Here is a 20,832-nt window from a genome sequence, read left to right on the forward strand (position 1 = left end):
GGGGAAGGACGGCGCGTTCGCCCCGCGCTCCTTCCCGCGTGAAGCGCTCGCCGACTAGCCGATCAGCGTTTCGCCGGCAAACAGCTCGGCGATGGTTTCGCGGCGGCGCACGAGGTGGGCGTGCGTGCCGTCCACGATGACTTCGGCGGCGCGCGGACGGCTGTTGTAGTTCGAGCTCATGCTCATGCCGTAGGCGCCAGCCGACAGGAGGGCCAGCAGGTCGCCTTGCGCCAGCGCCAGCGTGCGCTCGCGGCCAAGGAAATCGCCCGATTCGCAGACCGGTCCGACGACATCCCACGCCTGCGCCGGCACGTCGCTGTGCGGCGCGACCGGCACGATGTCGTGCCAGGCGTCGTACAGCGCCGGCCGCGCGAGGTCGTTCATTGCGGCGTCGACGATGGCGAAGTTCTTCACTTCGCCGGGCTTCAGGTACTCGACGCGGGTGAGCAGCGCGCCAGCTTCGCCGACCAGACGCCGGCCGGGTTCGAGCAGCACCTTGAGGCCACGGCCGGCGAGCTTGGCGAGCAGCGGGCGCAGGTAGGCGGCGACGGAGGGCGGCGTTTCGTCGTTGTAGCGGATGCCGAGGCCGCCGCCAAGGTCGATATGGTGCAGGGCGATGCCATCGGTGGCCAGCGCATCGACCAGCGTCAGCAGGCGGTCGAGCGCTTCGGCGAAAGGCACCGGATCGAGCAGTTGCGATCCGATGTGACAGTCGATGCCGGTGACGGCAAGGTGCGGCAGGGCGGCGGCATGGCGATAGACGGCCAGTGCTTCGTCGTGGGCGACGCCGAACTTGTTTTCCTTCAGGCCGGTCGAGATGTAGGGGTGCGTCTTCGCGTCGACGTCCGGATTGACGCGCAGGCTGATCGGCGCGACGAGGCCGAGGCGAGCGGCGACTTCATTCAAGCGTTCGAGTTCGGGCGCCGATTCGACGTTGAAACAGAGAATGCCGGCGCGCAGCGCCATCTCCATCTCTGCCGCCGTCTTGCCGACGCCCGAGAAGACGATCTTGCGCGGATCGCCGCCAGCCGCGATCACCCGCTGCAATTCGCCGCCGGAGACGATGTCGAAGCCGGCGCCGAGGCGGGCGAAGAGGTTGAGGATGGCGAGATTGCCATTCGCCTTGACGGCGTAGCAGACGAGCGCGTCGAGATCGCCAAGTTCGCGCTGGAAATCGGCAAAGGAGGATTCCAGTGCCGCCCGCGAGTAGACGTAGCACGGCGTGCCAAAAGTCTCGGCGATGCGCGTCAGCGGCAGGTTTTCGACGTGCAGGACGCCATCGGTCAGGGTGAAGGGATTCATCGGGGGGCTTCCGTCGTCGTGCTAGGATTGGCCGGCGTTTGCGCGTCAGCCGGAGGGCGTTGGGTCGTCTCGCCTGCCGTGGCAGGAGCGGCCGCTTTCAGGGCGGCGCTCGCTGCGCCGGGTTTGGGCGGCAGCGTCAGCGGCCCGCGCGTGCCACAGGCGGTCAGCAGCACGAGGCAGGCGCAAACGAGACAAAGGGGTGCGGCGGCCGGTGTCCGGCGCGATTCGCGTAGCGAGTCGGCGTGTAGCACGGAACGCAAAACTGGGCGGCGCATCGATGGGTAACCCGAAAAGGAAAAAATGGTAGCACAGGATGAACGAGAGCGAATTTGACACCCTGGCCGAAGCGACGCTGACGCGCATCGAAGCCGCCTTCGAGGCGGCGCTGGACGATTCTGCGGCGGAACTCGATTTCGAGACTCCTTCGCCCGGCGTCATCGATGTGAGTTTCGCCGATGGCAGCCACATCATCATCAATCGCCATGCTGCGGCTCAGGAAATCTGGGTGGCGGCGCGCTCTGGCGGCTTTCATTTCCGCTGGGACGGCAGCGTCTGGCGCGATACGCGTGACGGCGCCGAACTGATGACGGCGCTGTCGCGGCTGGTGTCGGCGCAGGCCGGCGCCGCCGTGCTGCTCGACGGCGCCGACTGAGCGCTGCGCGGGAACCTGGCAGCGCTTCTGGCGCCTAGTCGACGGCCGGCGAGTTGTCGCCCGTCGGCGCGTCCGTCGGCGGTGCGGCCGGGACGTTCTCCTTGTAGAAGAATTCCTTGGCCGGGCCTTTGCCGCGTCCCGGTGTGTCGACGGCAACGAGGCCGTCCGGCTGCGACATGAACGACTCGGGGACGTTCTTCAGTACCCGGCTCATGTAGTTGATCCAGGCCGGCAAGGCGGCGGTGCCGCCGGTTTCGTTGTTGCCGAGGTTCTTCGGCTGGTCGAAGCCGATCCACGAGCAGCCGACGACGGTGTGCTGGTAGCCGCAGAACCACGAGTCGACGTGCTCGTTCGTCGTGCCGGTCTTGCCCGCCAGGTCGTGCCGCTTGAGGGTGGCCGAGGCGCGCGCCGCCGTACCGTAGATGGTGACGTCGCGTAGCAGGCTGTCCATCACGTAGGCGTTGCGGGCGTCGATGGCGCGCTTGTCATCGTTGCCGGCGACCGTCGGCTGCGCTTGCGCCAGCACGTGATTTTTCTCGTCGCGGATTTCGCTGACGATGAAGGGCGTCACGCGATAGCCGCCGTTGGCGAAGATGGCGTAGCCGCTCACCATCTGCCAGGGCGTGACGGAGCCGGCACCGAGCGCCATTGTCAGGTAGGGCGGGTGCTTGTCGGCGTCGAAGCCGAAGCGCGTGATGTAGTCCTGCGCGTATTGCACGCCAATGGCCTGCAGGACGCGGATCGACACCATGTTCTTCGACTTGGCAAGGCCGGTGCGCAGCGTCATCGGGCCTTCGTATTTGCCGTCGTAGTTCTTTGGCTCCCACGCCTGGCTGCCGGTGACGGAAGCCGGGAAGACCAGCGGCGCGTCGTCGACGATGGTTGCCGGCGTGAAGCCTTTCTCCAGCGACGCCGAGTAGATGAAGGGCTTGAAGCTCGACCCCGGCTGCCGCCAGGCTTGCGTCACGTGATTGAATTTGCTGCGGTTGAAGTCGACGCCGCCGACCAGTGCGCGGATGGCGCCGGTTTGCGGGTCGGCGGAGAGGAGGGCCGATTCCACTTCGGGCATCTGCGCGATCTGCCAACCTCCCTTGTCGTCTTGCAGGACGCGAATCAGTGCGCCGCGCTTCAGGCTCTTGTTCGGCGGTGCCTTGTCGTCGAGCATGCGGGCGGCGAACTTCAGCCCGTCGCCGGCGATGCTGACGATTTCACCGCCGCGTCGGTAGGCGCGAACGAGCTTCGGCGAGGCTTCGAGGACGATGGCCGGATGCAGGTCATCGGCGTCGGAGACGTCTTGCAGCAGTTCGTCGAGCAGTTCGTCCTGATCGCTCTTTACTTCGCGCATGTCGACGTAGGACTCGGCGCCACGGTAGCCGTGCCGACGGTCGTAGTCGAAGACGTTGCGGCGCACGGCGTTCCAGGCAGCGTCCTGGTCGGCCTTGAGGATCGTCGTGTAGACGCGCAGACCACGCGTGTAAGCGTCTTGCGGGAAGCGCTCGACCGCCATCTGCCGCGCCATTTCGGCGACGTACTCGGCGTGCACCGAGAATTCGCTGGCGTCGCGCTTGACCACCAGCGGCTGCTTGAGCGCCGCTTCGTACTGGGCGTCGTCGAGGTAGTTCAGTTCGTGCATGCGGCGCAGCACGTATTGCTGGCGCAGGCGGGCGCGCTTCGGGTTGATCACCGGGTTGTAGGCCGACGGCGCTTTCGGCAGTCCGGCCAGCATCGCCGCTTCGGCGGCGGTCAGCGACTTGAGCGGTTTGCCGAAGTAAATCTGCGACGCGGCGGCGAAACCGTAAGCGCGCTGACCGAGGAATATCTGGTTCAGGTAGAGCTCAAGGATCTGGTCTTTCGAGAGATTGGCTTCGATCTTGAACGAGAGCAGGACTTCGTACAGCTTGCGCGTGTAGGTCTTTTCGGCCGAGAGGAAGAAATTGCGCGCCACCTGCTGGGTGATTGTCGACGCCCCTTGGCGTTTGCCGCCGCCGATGATGTTGGAGTACGCCGCGCGCAGCACGCCGAGCGTGTCGATGCCGCCGTGCTGATAGAAGCGTTCGTCTTCGGCGGAGAGGATGGCCTGCTTCATGACGTCGGGGACGTCGGCGATGTGCACGACGGCACGGCGTTCTTCGCCGAATTCACCGATCAGCGCACCGTCAGCGGAAAAGACACGCAGCGGAATCTTCGGCTGGTAGTCGGTCAGGGCTTCCAGCGAGGGGAGGTTGGGGTAAGCAAGTGCGAGGACGATCGCGACCAGGGCGATGCCAATCCCGGCAAGGCCCGCGATGAGCAGCAGCGGGTAGAGAATCCAGCGGAGAGCGGAGGGCAAGATATTTCCCGAGTGGGGAGGTGGGCCGCCATTATATGCGCCCCGTCCGCGCCCCGAAAATCGGCGTGCCGTGAGCAGTTGTTGCGGCGCATCGCGAGGTGCCGTGCGAACGCCGCAGGGCGCCGGTGGGGCGTCGTCGTGCTGGGCGGCGTTCCGGCACGAAGCTTGCGATAGAATGCCGGCGTGCCAACCTCAACTCCCAACATCTACCTCGTCGGCCTGATGGGCGCCGGCAAGACGACGATCGGTCGCGCGCTGGCGCGACGCATCGGCTATGGTTTTGTCGACTCGGACCACGAGATCGTCGCCCGCACCGGTGTACCGATTCCGACGATCTTCGAGATCGAGGGAGAAGAAGGCTTCCGCCGGCGTGAGGCGCAGGTCATCGCCGAACTGGCGGGTGATCACGGTCGTGTCGTCGCCACCGGCGGCGGCGTCGTCTTGCAGCAGGCGAATCGCGATCACCTGCGTTCGGGCGGCATGGTTGCCTATCTGCGGGTGCCGCCGCGCATTCTCTTCGAGCGTACGCGCAGTGATCGCAACCGGCCGCTCTTGCGCGTCGCCGACCCGTTGGCCCGGCTCGAAGCGCTGCATGCCGAGCGCGATCCTCTGTATCGTGAGGTGGCCGATATCGTCGTTGAAGGCGGGCGTGGCAACGCCCAGTCGATTACCCAGTTGCTGGCGCGGGAGGCGTGTTTGCGATGGAAACTCTAGAGGTCGATCTCGCGGAGCGTAGCTATCCGATCTTCATCGGGCAGGGGCTGCTTGAGCGTGCCGACCTGCTGGCGGCCGGCTTGCCACAGCCGCGCGTCCTCATCGTCAGCAACGAAACCGTCGCGCCCCTGTATCTGATGCGCGTGCGCGCCGCGTTTGCCGCCGCCGGTGTCGAGGCGCTCGACGTCGTTCTCCCCGACGGCGAGCACTTCAAGGACTGGCCGACGCTCAACCGCATTTTCGACGCGCTGCTCGGCCACCGCTGCGAACGCGCGACGACTCTGGTGGCGCTCGGCGGTGGCGTCATCGGCGACATGACGGGTTTTGCGGCGGCGTGCTATCAGCGTGGCGTGCCGTTCATTCAGGTGCCGACGACCTTGCTCGCGCAGGTGGATTCGTCGGTGGGGGGCAAGACGGCGATCAATCACCCGCAAGGCAAGAACATGATCGGCGCCTTTCATCAGCCGCAGCGCGTGCTGATCGATACCGATTCACTGGCGACGCTGCCGGCGCGCGAGTTCCGCTCGGGGCTGGCGGAAGTGATCAAGTACGGCCTGATCCGCGATCTGCCTTTTCTCGAGTGGCTGGAGGTCAATCTCGACGCCCTGCTGGCGCGTTCGCCGGCGGCGCTGGCCGAGGCGATTTTGCGCTCCTGTCGCAATAAGGCCGAGGTGGTGGCGGCGGACGAGCGCGAGAGTGGTGAGCGCGCCCTGCTCAATCTCGGTCACACCTTCGGCCATGCCATTGAGACCGGAGCCGGGTATGGCGTCTGGCTGCACGGCGAGGCGGTCGCCGCCGGGACGATGATGGCCGCCGAGCTGTCGCAGCGTCTAGGCTGGATCGATGCTTCGCTCGTCGCACGGATCGGGCGCCTGTTTGAGCGTTGTTCTCTGCCGGTCGTGGGTCCGGCATTGGGCGAGGAGCGCTATCTCGAGCTGATGGCGCACGACAAGAAAGTGCAGGGCGGGCGGTTGCGCTTGGTATTGCTGCGTGCGGCGGGCCGTGCGGTGGTGAGCGCCGACGCCCCGGTTGCCGACGTGGCGGCGGCGATCGCCGCGCGTTGTCGCGCGGGCGCGGTGCCTTTCCTTGAGTCTGCTCATGGCTGAATTGCCAGCCTGGCGTGACGGACTGCCGCCGCCGGTTGAGGCGGCGCTGGCACCGTGCGCGGCGCACGCCTCGGCCACGCGCGGTCGGCAGCACGCCGAGCCGGGGCCGCAGGGGCGCAGCGAGTTTCAGCGAGACCGCGACCGCATCATTCATTCGACGGCCTTTCGTCGCCTCGAATACAAGACGCAGGTCTTCGTCAATCACGAAGGCGACCTCTTTCGCACGCGGCTGACGCATAGTCTGGAAGTGGCGCAGATCGCGCGCGGTATCGCCCGCGCGCTGGCGCTTAACGAAGATCTCGCCGAGGCTATCGCCCTGGCGCACGATCTTGGGCACACCCCCTTCGGCCACGCCGGGCAGGACGCGCTCAATGTCTGCATGCGCGAGTTCGGCGGCTTTGAGCACAATCTGCAAAGCCTGCGCACGGTCGATCTGCTGGAAGAGCATTACGCCGCCTTTGACGGCCTCAACCTGTGTTTCGAGACGCGTGAAGGCATCATCAAGCACTGTTCGCAGGAGAATGCCCGTCGCCTCGGCGATCTTGGTGAGCGCTTTCTGTCGGGCGGGCAGCCGTCGCTCGAGGCGCAGATCTGCAATCTGGCCGACGAGATCGCTTACAACAATCACGATGTCGACGACGGCCTGCGTTCCGGCTTGATCACGCTCGAGCAGCTGGAAGAGGTGAGTCTCTTCGCGACGCATGTGGCGCTCGTGCGGCAGACGTATCCCGGCCTCGCCGGGCGGCGGCTGGTGCACGAAACGGTGCGCCGCATGATCAATACGCTGGTGTGTGATCTGGTGGCGACGTCGGCGGCAAATCTCGCAGCAGCGGCGCCAGACAGTCTCGACGCGGTGCGGCGCGCGCCGGCCCTGATCGCCTTTTCGCCCGCGGTCGCTGCCGCGCAGCGCGAGATGAAGCAGTTCCTGCGTCATGCGCTGTATCAGCACTACCTCGTGCTACGCATGACGAACAAGGCGCAGCGCATCATCGGCGATCTTTTTGGCGCCTTCCTTGGCGATCCAAGGCTGCTGCCGCCGCGCTACCAGAGCCCGCCGGACGGCGATCACCATCGCGCCATTGCCGATTACATCGCCGGCATGACCGACCGCTACGCCATGAAGGAGCATCGGCGCCTGTTTGCGGTCGGCGAAATCTGACGCTTTTCTGGCGCGCGGGTGCGGCTTGCCCGCGTCTCGAGGTGGGCGATTCAGCCGCAATGGCGCATCTTGGTCCCAGTGCTTGGCGGCGTCATCCCGCGAACGATTCGCACCTGCTGGCGGCCTTGAATCCCCTAGGTTTTCCGGGTATATTCCGCAGTCGCCCCCCTATTTCCGCAAGCCGGCTCTGCGCCGGCTTTTTTGACGTTTGGCGCGTCCATCCGCTGGGTGGGGCACGGTGCGCCGCGGCAAGTCTTGTGAGGATTCGAGCGTGAAGGATTTGGTTGCACCCGGGGCTCTTCCCGGCGGGGGTTTGCCCGAGCGGCAGGGGATGTACGATCCTGCCAACGAACACGATGCCTGTGGCGTCGGTTTTGTCGCTCATATCAAGGGGCATAAGAGCCGCTCTATCATTGAGCAGGGTCTGCTCATCCTGAAAAATCTCGATCACCGTGGCGCCGTTGGCGCCGACCCGCTGATGGGTGACGGTGCGGGGATTCTCCTGCAACTGCCGGATACGCTGTTCCGCGAAGAATTCGCGGCGCGTGGCGTCGAGTTGCCGCCAGTCGGCGAATACGGCGTCGGGACGGTGTTCCTGCCGCGCGAATCCGCCTCGCGTCTGGCGTGTCAGGAAGAGATCGAGCGTGCGGTGCGCGCCGAAGGTCAGGTGGTGCTGGGCTGGCGCGATGTGCCGGTGTCGCACACGATGCCGATGTCGCCGACCGTCAAGGCCAAGGAGCCGGTGATCCGGCAGATTTTCGTCGGTCGTGGTCCGGACGTTTACGTCACCGATGCGCTCGAACGCAAGCTGTACATCATCCGCCGGCGTGCGGCCAACGCCATCAAGTCGCTCAAGCTCAAGCACGGGCAGGAGTTCTACGTCACCTCCTTCTCCGCGCGCACCATTGTGTACAAGGGCTTGCTGCTGGCCGATCAGGTGGGCGAGTATTTCCTCGATCTGCAGGATGCCCGCTTCGTTTCGGCGCTGGCGCTCGTGCACCAGCGCTTCTCGACCAACACCTTCCCGACCTGGGACCTGGCGCATCCCTTCCGCATGATCGCCCACAACGGCGAAATCAACACGGTGCGTGGCAACGTCAACTGGTTCAAGGCGCGTGAGCAGGCGATCTCCTCGCCGCTGCTCGGCGACGACCTGAAGAAGGTGTGGCCGCTGCATTACCCCGGCCAGTCCGACTCGGCTGCCTTCGACAACGCGCTCGAACTCTTGGTTATGGGCGGTTACTCGCTTGCCCACGCGATGATGCTGATGATTCCGGAAGCTTGGGAAAAGCACACGCTGATGGACGAGAACCGTCGTGCCTTCTACGAATACCACGCAGCGATGATGGAGCCGTGGGACGGCCCCGCCGCCGTCGCCTTCACCGACGGCCGTCAGATCGGCGCTACGCTCGACCGTAACGGCCTGCGTCCGGCGCGCTATCTGGTGACCAAGGACGACTTTGTCGTCATGGCCTCCGAATCGGGCGTGCTGCCGATTCCCGAAGACAACATCGTCAAGAAGTGGCGCCTGCAGCCGGGCAAGATGTTCCTGATCGACATGGAACAGGGCCGCATCATCGACGACAAGGAACTCAAGGACTCGTTGGCCAACGCCAAGCCCTACCGCGAGTGGATCGAGAAAATCCGCATCAAGCTCGACGAAGTGCCGGTCGTCACCGAGCTGAGCGAGTTTTCGTCGGTGCCCCTGCTTGATCGCCAGCAGGCCTTCGGTTACACGCAGGAAGATCTCAAGTTCATCCTGCAGCCGATGGCCGCCAATGGCGAAGAAGCCACCGGTTCCATGGGGAACGACTCGGCGCTGTCGGTGCTCTCCGGCCGTCCGAAGCCCCTGTACCACTACTTCAAGCAACTGTTCGCGCAAGTGACCAATCCGCCGATCGATCCGATTCGCGAAGAAATGGTCATGTCGGTGCTCTCGTTCATCGGGCCGAAGCCGAACCTGCTCAACGTCGGCGACATCAATCCGCCGATCCGCCTCGAAGTGGCGCAGCCGGTGCTGTCCTGTCGCGATATGGAGAAACTGCGCCATATCCAGAAGTACACCGCTGGCAAGTTCCGTTCGCACGAACTCGACATCTGCTACCCGGCGGCCTGGGGCAAGGAAGGCGTCGAAGCGCGTCTGGCCTCGCTCGCTGCCGAAGCCGAGGACGCCGTGCGTTCGGGCGCCAACATCCTGATCGTCTCTGACCGCAAGATCGACGCGCTGCACGTCGCCATTCCGGCGCTGCTGGCGACGTCGGCGGTGCATCAGCATCTCGTCAAGAAGGGTCTGCGCACCAGCGCCGGCCTCGTCGTCGAAACCGGTTCGGCACGCGAGACGCACCACTTCGCGCTGCTCGGCGGCTTCGGTGCCGAAGCTGTGCACCCGTACCTGGCGATCGAGACGCTGCGCGATCTGGCGGGCGACGATGCCGAAAAGGCCGAGAAGTACGTCAAGAACTTCACCAAGGCGGTCGGCAAGGGTCTGTGCAAGATCATGTCGAAGATGGGCATTTCGACCTACATGTCCTACACCGGCGCGCAGATTTTCGAAGCCGTTGGTCTGCAGAAGGAATTTGTCGACAAGTATTTCACCGGCACGGCGTCGAACATTGGCGGCATCGGTCTCTTTGAAGCCGCGGAGGAAGCCGTCCGTCTGCACGCGCAAGCTTTCGGCAACGATCCGGTGCTGGCCGGCATGCTCGACGCGGGCGGTGAATACGCCTTCCGTGTGCGCGGTGAAGAGCACCTGTGGACGCCGGACGCCATCGCCAAGCTGCAACACGCGACGCGTTCGGGCAAGTACGAGACGTTCAAGGAATTCGCCCGCATCATCAACGACCAGAGCAAGCGTCAGCTGACCCTGCGTGGCCTCTTCGAGCTGAAGCCAGCCGCTGCGCCGGTGCCGCTCGACGAAGTCGAACCGGCAGCCGAGATCGTCAAGCGCTTCGCCACCGGCGCCATGTCGCTCGGCTCGATCTCGACCGAAGCGCACTCGACGCTGGCCATCGCCATGAACCGCATCGGCGGCAAGTCGAACACGGGTGAAGGCGGCGAGGATTCGCGCCGTTTCGCACCGCTCGACGGCGGCGAGATGCTCTCCGACATCGTCGGCAAGAGCCGCATCGAACGCGACTACCAGCTGCAGCCGGGCGACAGCCTGCGCTCGGCGATCAAGCAGGTCGCATCGGGCCGCTTTGGCGTCACCACCGAGTATCTGGTCAATGCCGACCAGATCCAGATCAAGATGGCGCAGGGCGCCAAGCCCGGCGAAGGCGGCCAGCTGCCCGGCCACAAGGTGTCCGAGTACATCGGTTTCCTGCGTCACTCGGTGCCGGGTGTCGGCCTGATCTCGCCGCCGCCGCACCACGACATCTACTCGATCGAGGATCTGGCGCAGCTTATTCATGACCTGAAGAACGCCAACGAAAAGGCGTCGATCTCGGTCAAGCTCGTCTCCGAAGTCGGTGTCGGCACCGTTGCCGCCGGCGTCTCCAAGGCCAAGGCCGACCACCTCGTCATCGCCGGCCACGACGGCGGCACTGGCGCCAGCCCGCTCTCGTCGATCAAGCACTGCGGCACGCCGTGGGAACTCGGCCTGTCCGAAACGCAGCAGACGCTGGTGCTGAACCGCCTGCGCGGCCGTATTCGCGTGCAGGTCGACGGTCAGCTGCGCACCGGTCGCGACGTCGTCATCGGCGCGCTGCTCGGTGCCGACGAATTCGGCTTCGCCACTGCGCCGCTGGTCGTCGAAGGCTGCATCATGATGCGCAAGTGCCACCTCAACACCTGCCCGGTTGGCGTTGCCACGCAGGACCCGGTGCTGCGCCGCCGCTTCACCGGCCAGCCCGAGCATGTGGTGAACTACTTCTTCTTCGTCGCTCAGGAAGTGCGCGAACTGATGGCGCAACTCGGCGTACGCAAGTTCGACGAGCTGATCGGTCGTGCCGACCTGCTCGATACGCGTGCCGGGATCGAACACTGGAAGGCCAGCGGGCTCGATTTCACGAAGGTCTTCCACCAGCCGGACGTGCCTGCCGAGGTCGGTCGCCGTCATTGCGAGGTGCAGGATCACGGTCTTGCTTCGGCTCTCGACCATCGCTTCGTCGAACTGGCGGCGCCGGCGCTCGAGCGCGGTGAGAAGGTGACGATCAATCTGCCGATCCGCAACGTTAACCGCACGGCCGGTGCGCTGCTCTCCGGCGAAGTCGCGCGGCGTTATGGCCACGCGGGTCTGCCGGACGACACCATCCACGTCAATCTGACCGGTACCGCCGGACAGAGCTTCGGTGCCTTCCTGGCGCGCGGCGTGACGCTGGCGCTGGTTGGCGAAGGCAATGACTACGTCGGCAAGGGGCTCTCCGGTGGCCGCATCGTCGTTCGCCCGAGCGAGTCCTTCGTCGGTCGTACCAACGAAAACATCATCGTCGGCAACACCGTGCTTTACGGTGCGACCGAGGGTGAAGCCTTCTTCGCTGGCGTTGCCGGCGAACGCTTCGCCGTGCGCAATTCGGGCGCGACGACCGTCATCGAGGGGGTCGGTGACCACGGCTGCGAGTACATGACTGGCGGTACGGTCGTCGTCCTCGGACAGACCGGGCGCAATTTCGCGGCCGGCATGTCGGGTGGCGTCGCCTACGTCTACGATCCGGATGCCGATTTCGCCCGCCGCTGCAACACCAGCATGGTTGCGCTCGAAGCCGTGCTGCCGGCGGCAGAACAAGCGGTCGACGCGCCACGCCATCTCGGTCGTGCCGACGAAGACCTGTTGCGCGATCTCGTCGAGCGGCATTTCGCTGCCACCGGCAGCCCGCGTGCGCAGGAGATTCTGGCGGACTGGGAGACGGCGCGCCGTAGCTTCGTCAAGGTGATGCCCAACGAATATCGCCGCGCGCTCACCGAAGCCGCGGCCCAACAGAAGGAGGCCGCATAATGGGCAAGCCGACTGGGTTCCTTGAGTTTGAGCGGCTCACCGAGGCCGCCGAGCCGGCGACAAGCCGGGTCAAGCACTATCACGAGTTCGTTTCGCATCTCTCGCCGGACGAGGCGAAGACGCAAGCCGCGCGTTGCATGGACTGCGGTATTCCGTTCTGCAACAACGGCTGTCCGGTGAACAACATCATTCCGGACTGGAACGATCTCGTTTATCGCGGCAAGGCGCGCGAGGCGCTGGCGGTGCTGCATTCGACCAACAACTTTCCGGACTTCACTGGCCGCATCTGCCCGGCGCCGTGCGAGGCGGCGTGCACGCTGAACATCAATGTGGGGGCGGTCGGCATCAAGTCGATCGAGCACTTCATTGTCGATCAGGGCTGGGAAAACGGCTGGATCGTGCCGCAACCGGCGGCGGTGAAGACCGGCAAGCGCGTGGCTATCGTTGGCGGTGGCCCGGCCGGTCTGGCGGCGGCGCAGCAACTGGCACGCGCCGGTCACGCCGTGGTCGTCTTCGAGAAGAACGAACGCGTCGGTGGCCTTTTGCGTTACGGTATTCCTGACTTCAAGTTCGACAAGTCGCACATTGACCGTCGTGTTGCGCAGATGGAGGCAGAGGGTGTCGAGTTCCGCACTGGCCGCCCGGTGGGCGGCGACGCTGCCAACGCGATTCCCGTGGCGGATCTCGTCGCCGAATTCGACGCCATCGTCCTTTCCGGTGGCGCTGAAAAGCCGCGCGATCTGCCCGTGCCCGGGCGTGAGCTTGGCGGTGTGCACTTTGCGATGGAATTCCTCGCGCAGCAGAACCGCGTCGTCGCGGGTGCCGCTGTGCCCGGACAGATTCTCGCCACCGGCAAGAAGGTTGTCGTCATCGGTGGCGGCGATACCGGCTCCGACTGCGTCGGTACGAGCAATCGTCAGGGCGCGGCGTCGGTCGTGCAGCTGGAGTTGATGCCGCAGCCGCCGGAGAGCGAAAACAAGCCGCTGACGTGGCCGTACTGGCCGCTGAAGATGCGTACCTCGTCGTCGCACGAAGAGGGCTGCCAGCGCGAATTCGCCGTCGGGACGCAGGAAATTCTCGGCAAGGACGGTCGTGTGAATGCCTTGCGCGTGGCCCGTATCGAGATGGTTGGTGGGGTGCCGACGCCGGTTGCCGGTAGCGAGTTCGAGATCGAGGCTGACCTCGTGCTGCTGGCGATGGGATTTGTCTCGCCCGTCAAAAATGGTCTGCTGGAAGAGCTTGGTGTGGCCCTCGATGCGCGCGGCGCCGTTCGTGCGACGACCGAAGGCGCCGGCGCTTACGCGACCAGTGTGCCGAAGGTGTTCGCCGCAGGCGATATGCGGCGCGGTCAGTCGCTCGTCGTCTGGGCGATTCGCGAGGGGCGTCAGTGCGCCCGCGAAGTCGACGCTTTCCTCATGGGAAGCAGCACGCTGCCGCGTTAAGGCGCGGACAGCGGGGAGTGTGCGGGTCATCCCGGTTTCGGCCGGCGGTGACCCGTTGCTTTTCGGAGTCCTCCTGCCGCACGCTCCGTGCGGCAGGCAAAGACTTCCGGGGCAGAGTATCCGGGGCGCGGAGTAGTTTCCGCTGCCAGTAAGGCGGTCAGCCTGACGTCGTTTTCTACTGATCTTCGAGCCATGAATATCGTCATACTCGCCGCCGGTCAGGGCAAACGGATGAATTCCGCGCTGCCCAAGGTGCTGCACCCTCTGGGCGGCAAAGCCCTCCTGGCCCACGTGCTGACGGCCGCCCGCCACTTACAGCCGCAGCGCTTGTGCGTTGTGCATGGGCATGGCGGCGAGGTGGTACGCGCTGCACTCGACGCGCCGGACCTCGTCTGGGCATTGCAGGAACCACAGTTGGGTACCGGCCATGCCGTGCAGCAAGCGCTGCCGGCGCTGGACGCCTCTGCCGCGGCGACCCTCGTCCTGTATGGCGACGTTCCCCTGATCAAGGTCGAGACCTTGTCGAGCCTTGTCGCTGCCGCGGGCGACGGCATGGCGCTGCTTACCGCCGAACTCGCGGACCCGACCGGTTACGGGCGGATCGTGCGCGACGCGCACGGAACTGTGCAGCGTATCGTCGAGCAGAAGGATGCCGATGCGCGCGAGCAGGCGATCCGTGAAATCAACACCGGCATCGTGGTTCTGCCGACGGCGCATCTCGCCGCCTGGCTGGGCGCGCTTTCCAACAACAACGCGCAGGGCGAGTACTACCTGACCGACCTCGTCGCGCAGGCCGTGGCGCATGGGGTCGCGGTGCGCACAGTCACCGTCGGCGACGTCTGGGAGACGGCGGGTGTTAACAGCAAGACCCAACTGGCGGAACTGGAGCGTGTGTTGCAACGGCGTATTGCCGACTCGCTGATGGCCGAGGGCGTGCGCCTCGCCGATCCGGCGCGGCTCGATGTACGGGGGGATTTGCGCTGCGGTCGCGATGTGTTCATCGACGTGAATTGCGTCTTTGAAGGCGATGTCGTCCTGGGCGAGGGCGTCGAGATCGGGCCGAATTGCGTCGTCAAGGACGCGCAGATCGGCGCCGGAACGAAGGTCGCCGCCTTCTCGCACCTTGACCGCGCGACGGTCGGCTGCGCGGCCGCCATTGGCCCCTACGCCCGCCTGCGGCCGGGCAGCGAGCTGGGTAACGACGTGCACATCGGCAACTTCGTCGAGATCAAGAACACGCGCATCGCCGATCATTCCAAAGCCAATCATCTGGCGTATGTCGGCGATGCCATCATCGGCCAGCGCGTCAATATCGGCGCCGGCACGATCACCTGTAACTATGACGGCGTAAACAAGCACCAGACCATCATCGAGGACGACGCCTTCATCGGCTCGGATACGCAACTGGTGGCGCCTGTGACCGTCGGTCGCGGCGCAACACTCGGCGCCGGCACAACGCTGACGCACGATGCACCCGCGGAGGCCCTGACGCTGTCGCGCGTCCGCCAGACAACCCTCAGCGGCTGGAAGAGGCCACAGAAAAAGTCCGTAAAATAAGGCGGCACGCCGAGCCCCTGACGCTCCCGGCTGCCCCTGACGCCTAACCGAAAGCGAGTTAATCCATGTGTGGCATCGTTGCCGCGGTCGCTGACCGCAACGTCGTTTCCGTTCTGCTCGAAGGACTGCGCAAGCTCGAATACCGTGGCTACGATTCGGCCGGTCTGGCGCTCGTCTCTGTCGCCGGCCTGACGCGGCTGCGTTCCGTTGGCCGCGTCGCCGAGCTGTCCGCGCAGGCGGCACAGGTGGAGGCGGCCGGTACGAGCGGCATCGCGCACACGCGCTGGGCGACGCACGGTGCGCCCTGCGAGCGCAATGCTCACCCGCACGTTTCCGGCGGTCTCGCCATCGTGCACAACGGCATCATCGAAAACCATGAAGCGCTGCGCAGCGAGCTGGGTGCGGCGGGCTACACTTTCATTTCCGATACCGACACCGAGGTCGTTGCGCACCTCATCGCGCATGAGCTGAAAACCGGCGCCGATCTTTTCGTGGCGGTGCGTTCCGCCATCGCCCGTCTGCAAGGGGCGTTCGCGCTGGCGGTGCTCGACGAGGCGCAGCCCGGTCGCGTCATCGTCGCGCGTGAGGGCGCTCCGCTGCTCCTCGGCATCTGCGACGCCGATGATGCGGCGAACGCCGAGACGCCGCGTGGCACCTTCGCCGCTTCCGACGCGTCGGCCCTGCTGCAAGTGACGCGGCGCATGATCTGCCTCGAAAACGGCGATTGCGCCGAGCTTGCTCAGGACGGCTACCGTATTACGCGTGTCGACGGCACGCCGGTCGAACGCGCCGAGTTCGTTTCGCAACTGTCGGCCGACGCGATTGAGTTGGGCGCGTATCAGCACTACATGCAGAAAGAGATTTTCGAGCAGCCGGCGGCTCTGTCGACGACACTCGAAATGCTCGGCGGTGCGCGCAGCGTGCAGCCGGGACTCTTCGGCGCGCAGTCCGAAGCCATTTTCGCCGAGGTCCGGCAGGTCCTGATCCTCGCCTGCGGCACCAGCTATCACGCCGGTCTTGTCGCCCGCTACTGGATCGAGGCATTGGCAGGGATTCCGTGCAACGTCGAGATCGCCAGCGAATACCGCTACCGCGCCTCCGTCGCCGATCCGGCGACGCTTGTCGTCGCGATCTCCCAGTCGGGCGAGACGGCTGATACGCTGGCCGCACTGCAACACGCGCGCGCACATGGTATGCCGCACACGCTGGCGATTTGCAACGCGCCCGAATCCTCGCTGGTGCGCGAAACCGCGCTGCGTTTCATCACCCGCGCCGGCCCGGAGATCGGCGTCGCGTCGACCAAGGCGTTCACGACGCAACTTGCCGCGCTCTACCTGCTGACGCTGACGCTCGCCAAACAGAATGGCCGCCTCGATGCCACGCGCGAAGCCAATGAACTGCAAGCCCTGCGCCACCTGCCCATCGCCGTCGGTCGCGTTCTCGAACTGGAACCGGAGATTCGTGCCTGGGCCGAGCGTTTCGCCGACAGTCAGCACGCGCTCTTCCTCGGTCGCGGCCGGCATTACCCCATTGCCCTCGAAGGCGCCTTGAAGCTCAAGGAAATTTCTTACATCCACGCCGAAGGCTATCCTGCCGGCGAGCTCAAGCACGGCCCCCTGGCGCTGGTCGATCACAACATGCCGGTCGTCGCCGTGGCGCCGAATGACGTCCTGCTGGAAAAGCTCAAATCCAACCTGCAGGAAGTCCGTGCGCGGGGCGGCGAGCTGTACGTCTTTGCCGATGCCGACAGCGAAATCACTGCCTCCGAAGGCGTGCACATCCTGCGCCTGCCCGAACATTACGGGCCGCTCTCGGCGCTGCTGCACGTTGTCCCCTTGCAACTCCTCGCGTATCACGTCGCTCTGGTGCGCGGCACCGACGTCGACAAGCCGCGCAATCTTGCGAAATCGGTGACGGTCGAATAGTGGTTTCTGCGTATGCTGTGACCATTGTGGGATCCAAATAAAGTTTCATCCGTTTAAATAAAGTATCATCTGTACAAATAAAGTTTCATCCTGAGCCAGCATCCGCTATCTTGAAGTCATCGATACAACGGGTGCTGGCTTTCTCATGTCTGGAACATTCAAGGGCCTGACCCAGGCCCAGATCGACAGAAGGCTCAAGGAGGGCCGCGGCCAAGGCCAGGGACCGGACTACAAGCCGTTCATCTACACCAGGGATGTGTCCTCGCTGGGCCGTTCCCACCGGCTGCCCGGCAGCAAAACCCGACGCCTGCACCATCTTCTATCCGATCTTGAACTGGCCATCTTTCTGACCTTGGACCGGTCTCCCCATGTCACCGATATCCGTGAACAGTTTCCGATGCGGATCGAAGATACGGTGCGCATCGCCGAGGAGTTCGGCCTTCCCCATGGTCGCTACCAGAGCACCCCGCAGGTTCTGAGCAGCGATTTCCTGGTGGATTTCGATGACCCCCAGCGCCCGACCATCGCGATCCAGGCCAAGTACAGTGTCGACCTGCAGAAGCCTGAAGTCATTGAGAGGCTTGAGCTTGAAAGGCGCTACTGGCAGGAAAAAGGCATTCCCTGGGTCATCGTCACAGAACGTGAGGTATCCAGGGAGGCATTTGCCAATATCCAATGGCTCTATCCTGCCCATGCTGAAGACGACATCGCACAGGACGATCTCGCACACTACAAGCAGCAGTTTTTGCTTGAATTTCAGCGTCACCCTGATCGGAAGTTGACCGCTATTGCCCAAGGACTGGATACCTCCGGTCAGTTGGAGGCCGGTCAGGCGCTCTATTGGCTACGCCAGTTGTTGGCCCGGCACTATTTCCTTTTCGACCTTGACACCCCTTACCGGGAGTTGAAGCCGAAAGATCTAGCTGCCAACCTTCATCAAATGCACCAGGAACTGAGCAGTGTTGCCCGTTAATCAGGTTTTCCGGATGGGGGAACTGCGAAAGCGGCTGCTCTGGTCCGGTACCGAGCAGGCAGTCTGGATCGATATCGATTTGGACACGGCGCTTCCCGAACCGATATCGGTTGCAGAGCTGGAGCGTCTGCTCATGGAGAGGGAACTAGAGAGCATTGCCGATCCCTTCGAGGAGATGGTCCTACGGGAGGCGGAGGAAGGTTCCCTTGATCAGCAGAAGCGTGATGAAGCCTGGGCAATGCTGGCGGATTTTGTAGACGATCCCCTGCTTTTCGTGCGGCGCCCCAGAGGGCTCATTGTCAGAGGCATCATGGAACGCCATGGTGTTACCAATCAGACGGTGTACAGGTTACTGAGGCGCTACTGGCAGCGGGGCATGTGCAGGAACGCCCTCTTGCCGGACTATATCAACTCGGGCGCTCGGGGCAAGCGGCGAAAGCCGAACCAGGCCAAGCTGGGCAGGCCCAGGGTGGTGAGGGAGGGGCAAGGGAGCAATATCACGCCGGACATCGAGCGCATTTTTCGCCGGGTCATCGAGGAGCGTTTGCTCAAGGAAAAACATCCGTCCATTCCTGATGCCTACGCCTCCGGGCTGAACCTGCTCCGTGTCGTTCTACCGGAGTTGCCAACCACCGAACTGCCTACATTAGCGCAGTTCCGTTACTTCTATGGGCGCGAATATCACTTTACCGAAACCTTGCCGCGCAGGATGTCCGCGGTGGATTTTGCCAAGGACTTCCGGCCGATCAGCAGCACATCGACGACCGAAACACTGGGGCCCGGATACCGCTACCAGATAGATGCCACCATCGCCGATATTTATCTGGTTTCAGAGCATGATCGTAGCCTTATAGTCGGCAGGCCTGTCGTTTACATGGTGATCGACGTGTTCAGCCGCATGGTCGTTGGTATGTACGTCGGATTCGAGGGGCCTTCCTGGGGCAGTGCCATGGTGGCATTGACCAACACAGTTGCCGACAAGGTCGAGTATTGCCGCCAGTATGGTGTAGAAATCGATGCTAGCGACTGGCCGGTCAAAGGCTTACCGGATGTGGTGCTAGCCGATAAGGGCGAACTGAACGGCACCAAGGTGGAAGCATTTTCTCAAGCCTTCGGCGTCCGCATCGAGAACGCACCGGCCAGACGCGGAGATGCCAAAGGCATCGTTGAGCGCTATTTCCGGACGGTGCAGGAACGCTTCAAACCCTACGCCAGCGGTGTGGTCGAAGACACCACAAGCCGGAAGCGGGGTGGCCACGACTACCGGCTTGATGCCAGTCTGGCCTTGCCCGAGTTCACGCGGATCATCATCGCCGGCATTCTCTTCCACAACAACTTCCACACCTTGAGCAAATACGACAGGGCCGCGGGGATGCCGGGCGATCTGCCGGCCATCCCGGTCATGCTGTGGAACTGGGGCTTGGCTAACCTGACCGGTCGGTTGCGTACTGCACCCGAGGAACTGGTGCGTATCAATCTCTTGCCCCATGAGTCGGCGACGGTTTCGGAGCTGGGAATCAGGCTGTTCGGCTGCTTCTACACCTGCCAGGAAGCGATCAAGGAGGGTTGGTTTCACCGAGGCCAAGGGCGCCGGCCGACAGGGGTAACGGTCGCATACGATCCGCGTAGCGTCGACCACATCTACCTGCGGCCATCCAATAGTCTCAAGGACTACTGGATTTGTGATCTTGCCGACCGCAGTCGACGTTTCAGGGGAATGAACTTCTGGGATGCCTGGCTGCTGTCCAGAGAGGAACGGCGTAGCGATGCCAACGCAGCGGCGGAAGCCTTTGTGGAAAGAGGCAAGCTTCTGGAGAAGATCGAGTCCATCGTTGCCCAGGCAAAGGATGCCAGTCCGGTCAAAATGGGTATGACCAAGAAGGATCTGGGAACCCAGATCCGCAAGAACAAGCAGCAGGAAAAGCGCCAGGAACGCCAGGAAACAGCCTTTAAACCAGTGAAAGTGCAGCAGGAAAAGCCAGCCGAGACGATCCCACTGCGGGGCGAGAAGCAGGAAGATTATGCCTTCCCAGATCTCAGTGACCTGATATTCAAGGAAGAAGAGGATGACTGAAGAACTCCAGCGCGGACTCATTCCCCTGGCGCGTTACCAGGAGCAGCAGCTGCCCGAGTATCAGGAAAATCCTCTCATCAGCGCATTGCCTCCGATTCCTGATCTGTCAGAGGTGGTCAGCCTGTTGCAGCAGCTTCCCAGTTTCGAGCCGCAAGAAGCACTTCTGGATGGTCGGCTCAGGGCTCATGCGATCGCCCGCCTGTTGCACGGCTTCTTCCAGCCGCTGAGCCACCACTTGGAGTTGGAGAGCAAGATCAGCTTGATGATCCGCCAGGGCTACATCGGTCGGAACCCGGCCAGCGGCGCCTGGTATGCACACCTGCAGAATGGCTATCGCCGGGTCGAGGAGGAGGACCTGGATGCGGCGGTGTACCAGAGTGTTTCCTCCACGGCCAACAGCCTGTCGCTGTTCGGCTGCTCCGGTTGCGGCAAGACGCGCACGCTGGTGACCTGCCCGGAGATTTTCGGACCATCTAAAACTTGAGAGGATGGCTTCCTTGACGAGAGGAAGTCATGAGGAAGAGTCGATTCAGCGAAGCGCAAATGGTGACGATCCTGCGCGAAGCGGACAAGGCGCCGGTCGCGGAGGTTGCGAAGAAGCACGGCATCAGCGAGCAGACGATCTACAGCTGGCGCAAGCAGTACGGCGTCCTGGATGCCGACGAG

General features: G+C 63.9%; 14 protein-coding genes. 12 read left to right on the forward strand and 2 right to left on the reverse strand.

The genetic code is table 11. The features are described from left to right. Positions 1-54: 54 nt before the first annotated feature. Positions 55-1,302, reverse strand: a complete 1,248-nt coding sequence (gene lysA / locus GHK24_RS09080; protein ID WP_153472357.1) for a diaminopimelate decarboxylase — start codon at positions 1,300-1,302, stop codon at positions 55-57. A gap of 313 nt (positions 1,303-1,615) precedes the next feature. Between lysA and cyaY the strand changes: the two genes are divergently transcribed. Then, positions 1,616-1,954, forward strand: coding sequence for an iron donor protein CyaY (gene cyaY, locus GHK24_RS09085; RefSeq protein ID WP_153472377.1), 339 nt, complete (start codon positions 1,616-1,618; stop codon positions 1,952-1,954). 34 nt (positions 1,955-1,988) lie between these two features. Here the strand turns inward: cyaY and GHK24_RS09090 are convergent, their stop codons facing one another. Then, positions 1,989-4,283: a penicillin-binding protein 1A gene (locus tag GHK24_RS09090; RefSeq protein ID WP_153472401.1), complete on the reverse strand. Its 2,295-nt coding sequence runs from the start codon at positions 4,281-4,283 to the stop codon at positions 1,989-1,991. Positions 4,284-4,466: 183 nt separating this feature from the next. Between GHK24_RS09090 and GHK24_RS09095 the strand changes: the two genes are divergently transcribed. The 11 genes from GHK24_RS09095 to GHK24_RS09145 form a co-directional block, all read left to right on the forward strand. After that, a complete protein-coding gene (locus GHK24_RS09095) occupies positions 4,467-4,997 on the forward strand; it encodes a shikimate kinase (RefSeq protein ID WP_167680989.1) in 531 nt (176 codons plus the stop codon). After that, complete coding sequence (aroB, locus tag GHK24_RS09100; RefSeq protein ID WP_153472403.1) at positions 4,985-6,103, forward strand: 3-dehydroquinate synthase; 1,119 nt, start codon at positions 4,985-4,987, stop codon at positions 6,101-6,103. The genes GHK24_RS09095 and aroB overlap by 13 nt, the downstream gene beginning before the upstream one ends. Next, the gene (locus GHK24_RS09105) at positions 6,096-7,262 is read left to right on the forward strand and encodes a deoxyguanosinetriphosphate triphosphohydrolase (protein WP_153472405.1); all 1,167 of its coding nucleotides are present in this window, start codon (positions 6,096-6,098) and stop codon (positions 7,260-7,262) included. The genes aroB and GHK24_RS09105 overlap by 8 nt, the downstream gene beginning before the upstream one ends. Positions 7,263-7,593: 331 nt before the next feature. Beyond that, entirely contained in the window at positions 7,594-12,195 is a 4,602-nt protein-coding gene (locus GHK24_RS09110) for a glutamate synthase-related protein (protein WP_153472407.1), read from the forward strand. Continuing rightward, positions 12,195-13,637, forward strand: coding sequence for a glutamate synthase subunit beta (locus GHK24_RS09115; RefSeq protein WP_153472410.1), 1,443 nt, complete (start codon positions 12,195-12,197; stop codon positions 13,635-13,637). Before GHK24_RS09110 ends, GHK24_RS09115 begins: the two co-directional genes overlap by 1 nt. A 192-nt stretch (positions 13,638-13,829) precedes the next feature. Further along, the gene (glmU, locus tag GHK24_RS09120) at positions 13,830-15,194 is read left to right on the forward strand and encodes a bifunctional UDP-N-acetylglucosamine diphosphorylase/glucosamine-1-phosphate N-acetyltransferase GlmU (RefSeq protein ID WP_153472412.1); all 1,365 of its coding nucleotides are present in this window, start codon (positions 13,830-13,832) and stop codon (positions 15,192-15,194) included. 65 nt (positions 15,195-15,259) lie between these two features. Continuing rightward, positions 15,260-17,119 carry a glutamine--fructose-6-phosphate transaminase (isomerizing) gene (gene glmS, locus GHK24_RS09125; protein ID WP_153472414.1) on the forward strand — a complete coding sequence of 620 codons (1,860 nt, stop codon included), beginning with the start codon at positions 15,260-15,262 and terminating at the stop codon, positions 17,117-17,119. 145 nt (positions 17,120-17,264) lie between these two features. Next, positions 17,265-18,092, forward strand: a complete 828-nt coding sequence (locus GHK24_RS09130) for a TnsA endonuclease C-terminal domain-containing protein (protein WP_153472416.1) — start codon at positions 17,265-17,267, stop codon at positions 18,090-18,092. Further along, entirely contained in the window at positions 18,079-20,166 is a 2,088-nt protein-coding gene (locus GHK24_RS09135) for a Mu transposase C-terminal domain-containing protein (protein WP_340666154.1), read from the forward strand. Before GHK24_RS09130 ends, GHK24_RS09135 begins: the two co-directional genes overlap by 14 nt. Then, a complete protein-coding gene (locus tag GHK24_RS09140; RefSeq protein ID WP_228384628.1) occupies positions 20,159-20,650 on the forward strand; it encodes a hypothetical protein in 492 nt (163 codons plus the stop codon). Before GHK24_RS09135 ends, GHK24_RS09140 begins: the two co-directional genes overlap by 8 nt. 29 nt (positions 20,651-20,679) lie before the next feature. Continuing rightward, on the forward strand, positions 20,680-20,832 hold a 153-nt coding region (locus GHK24_RS09145), incomplete at its 3' end, for a transposase (RefSeq protein ID WP_153468719.1).

It is taken from the genome of Rhodocyclus gracilis (assembly GCF_009617575.1).
Lineage (GTDB): Bacteria > Pseudomonadota > Gammaproteobacteria > Burkholderiales > Rhodocyclaceae > Rhodocyclus > Rhodocyclus gracilis.

Coding starts and splice junctions, on each gene's coding strand:
- lysA (WP_153472357.1), bottom strand. CDS start 1,302: ATGAATCCCTTCACCCTGACCGATGGCGTCCTGCACGTCGAAAACCTG.
- cyaY (WP_153472377.1), top strand. CDS start 1,616: ATGAACGAGAGCGAATTTGACACCCTGGCCGAAGCGACGCTGACGCGC.
- aroB (WP_153472403.1), top strand. CDS start 4,985: ATGGAAACTCTAGAGGTCGATCTCGCGGAGCGTAGCTATCCGATCTTC.
- GHK24_RS09105 (WP_153472405.1), top strand. CDS start 6,096: ATGGCTGAATTGCCAGCCTGGCGTGACGGACTGCCGCCGCCGGTTGAG.
- GHK24_RS09110 (WP_153472407.1), top strand. CDS start 7,594: ATGTACGATCCTGCCAACGAACACGATGCCTGTGGCGTCGGTTTTGTC.
- GHK24_RS09115 (WP_153472410.1), top strand. CDS start 12,195: ATGGGCAAGCCGACTGGGTTCCTTGAGTTTGAGCGGCTCACCGAGGCC.
- glmU (WP_153472412.1), top strand. CDS start 13,830: ATGAATATCGTCATACTCGCCGCCGGTCAGGGCAAACGGATGAATTCC.
- glmS (WP_153472414.1), top strand. CDS start 15,260: ATGTGTGGCATCGTTGCCGCGGTCGCTGACCGCAACGTCGTTTCCGTT.
- GHK24_RS09130 (WP_153472416.1), top strand. CDS start 17,265: ATGTCTGGAACATTCAAGGGCCTGACCCAGGCCCAGATCGACAGAAGG.
- GHK24_RS09140 (WP_228384628.1), top strand. CDS start 20,159: ATGACTGAAGAACTCCAGCGCGGACTCATTCCCCTGGCGCGTTACCAG.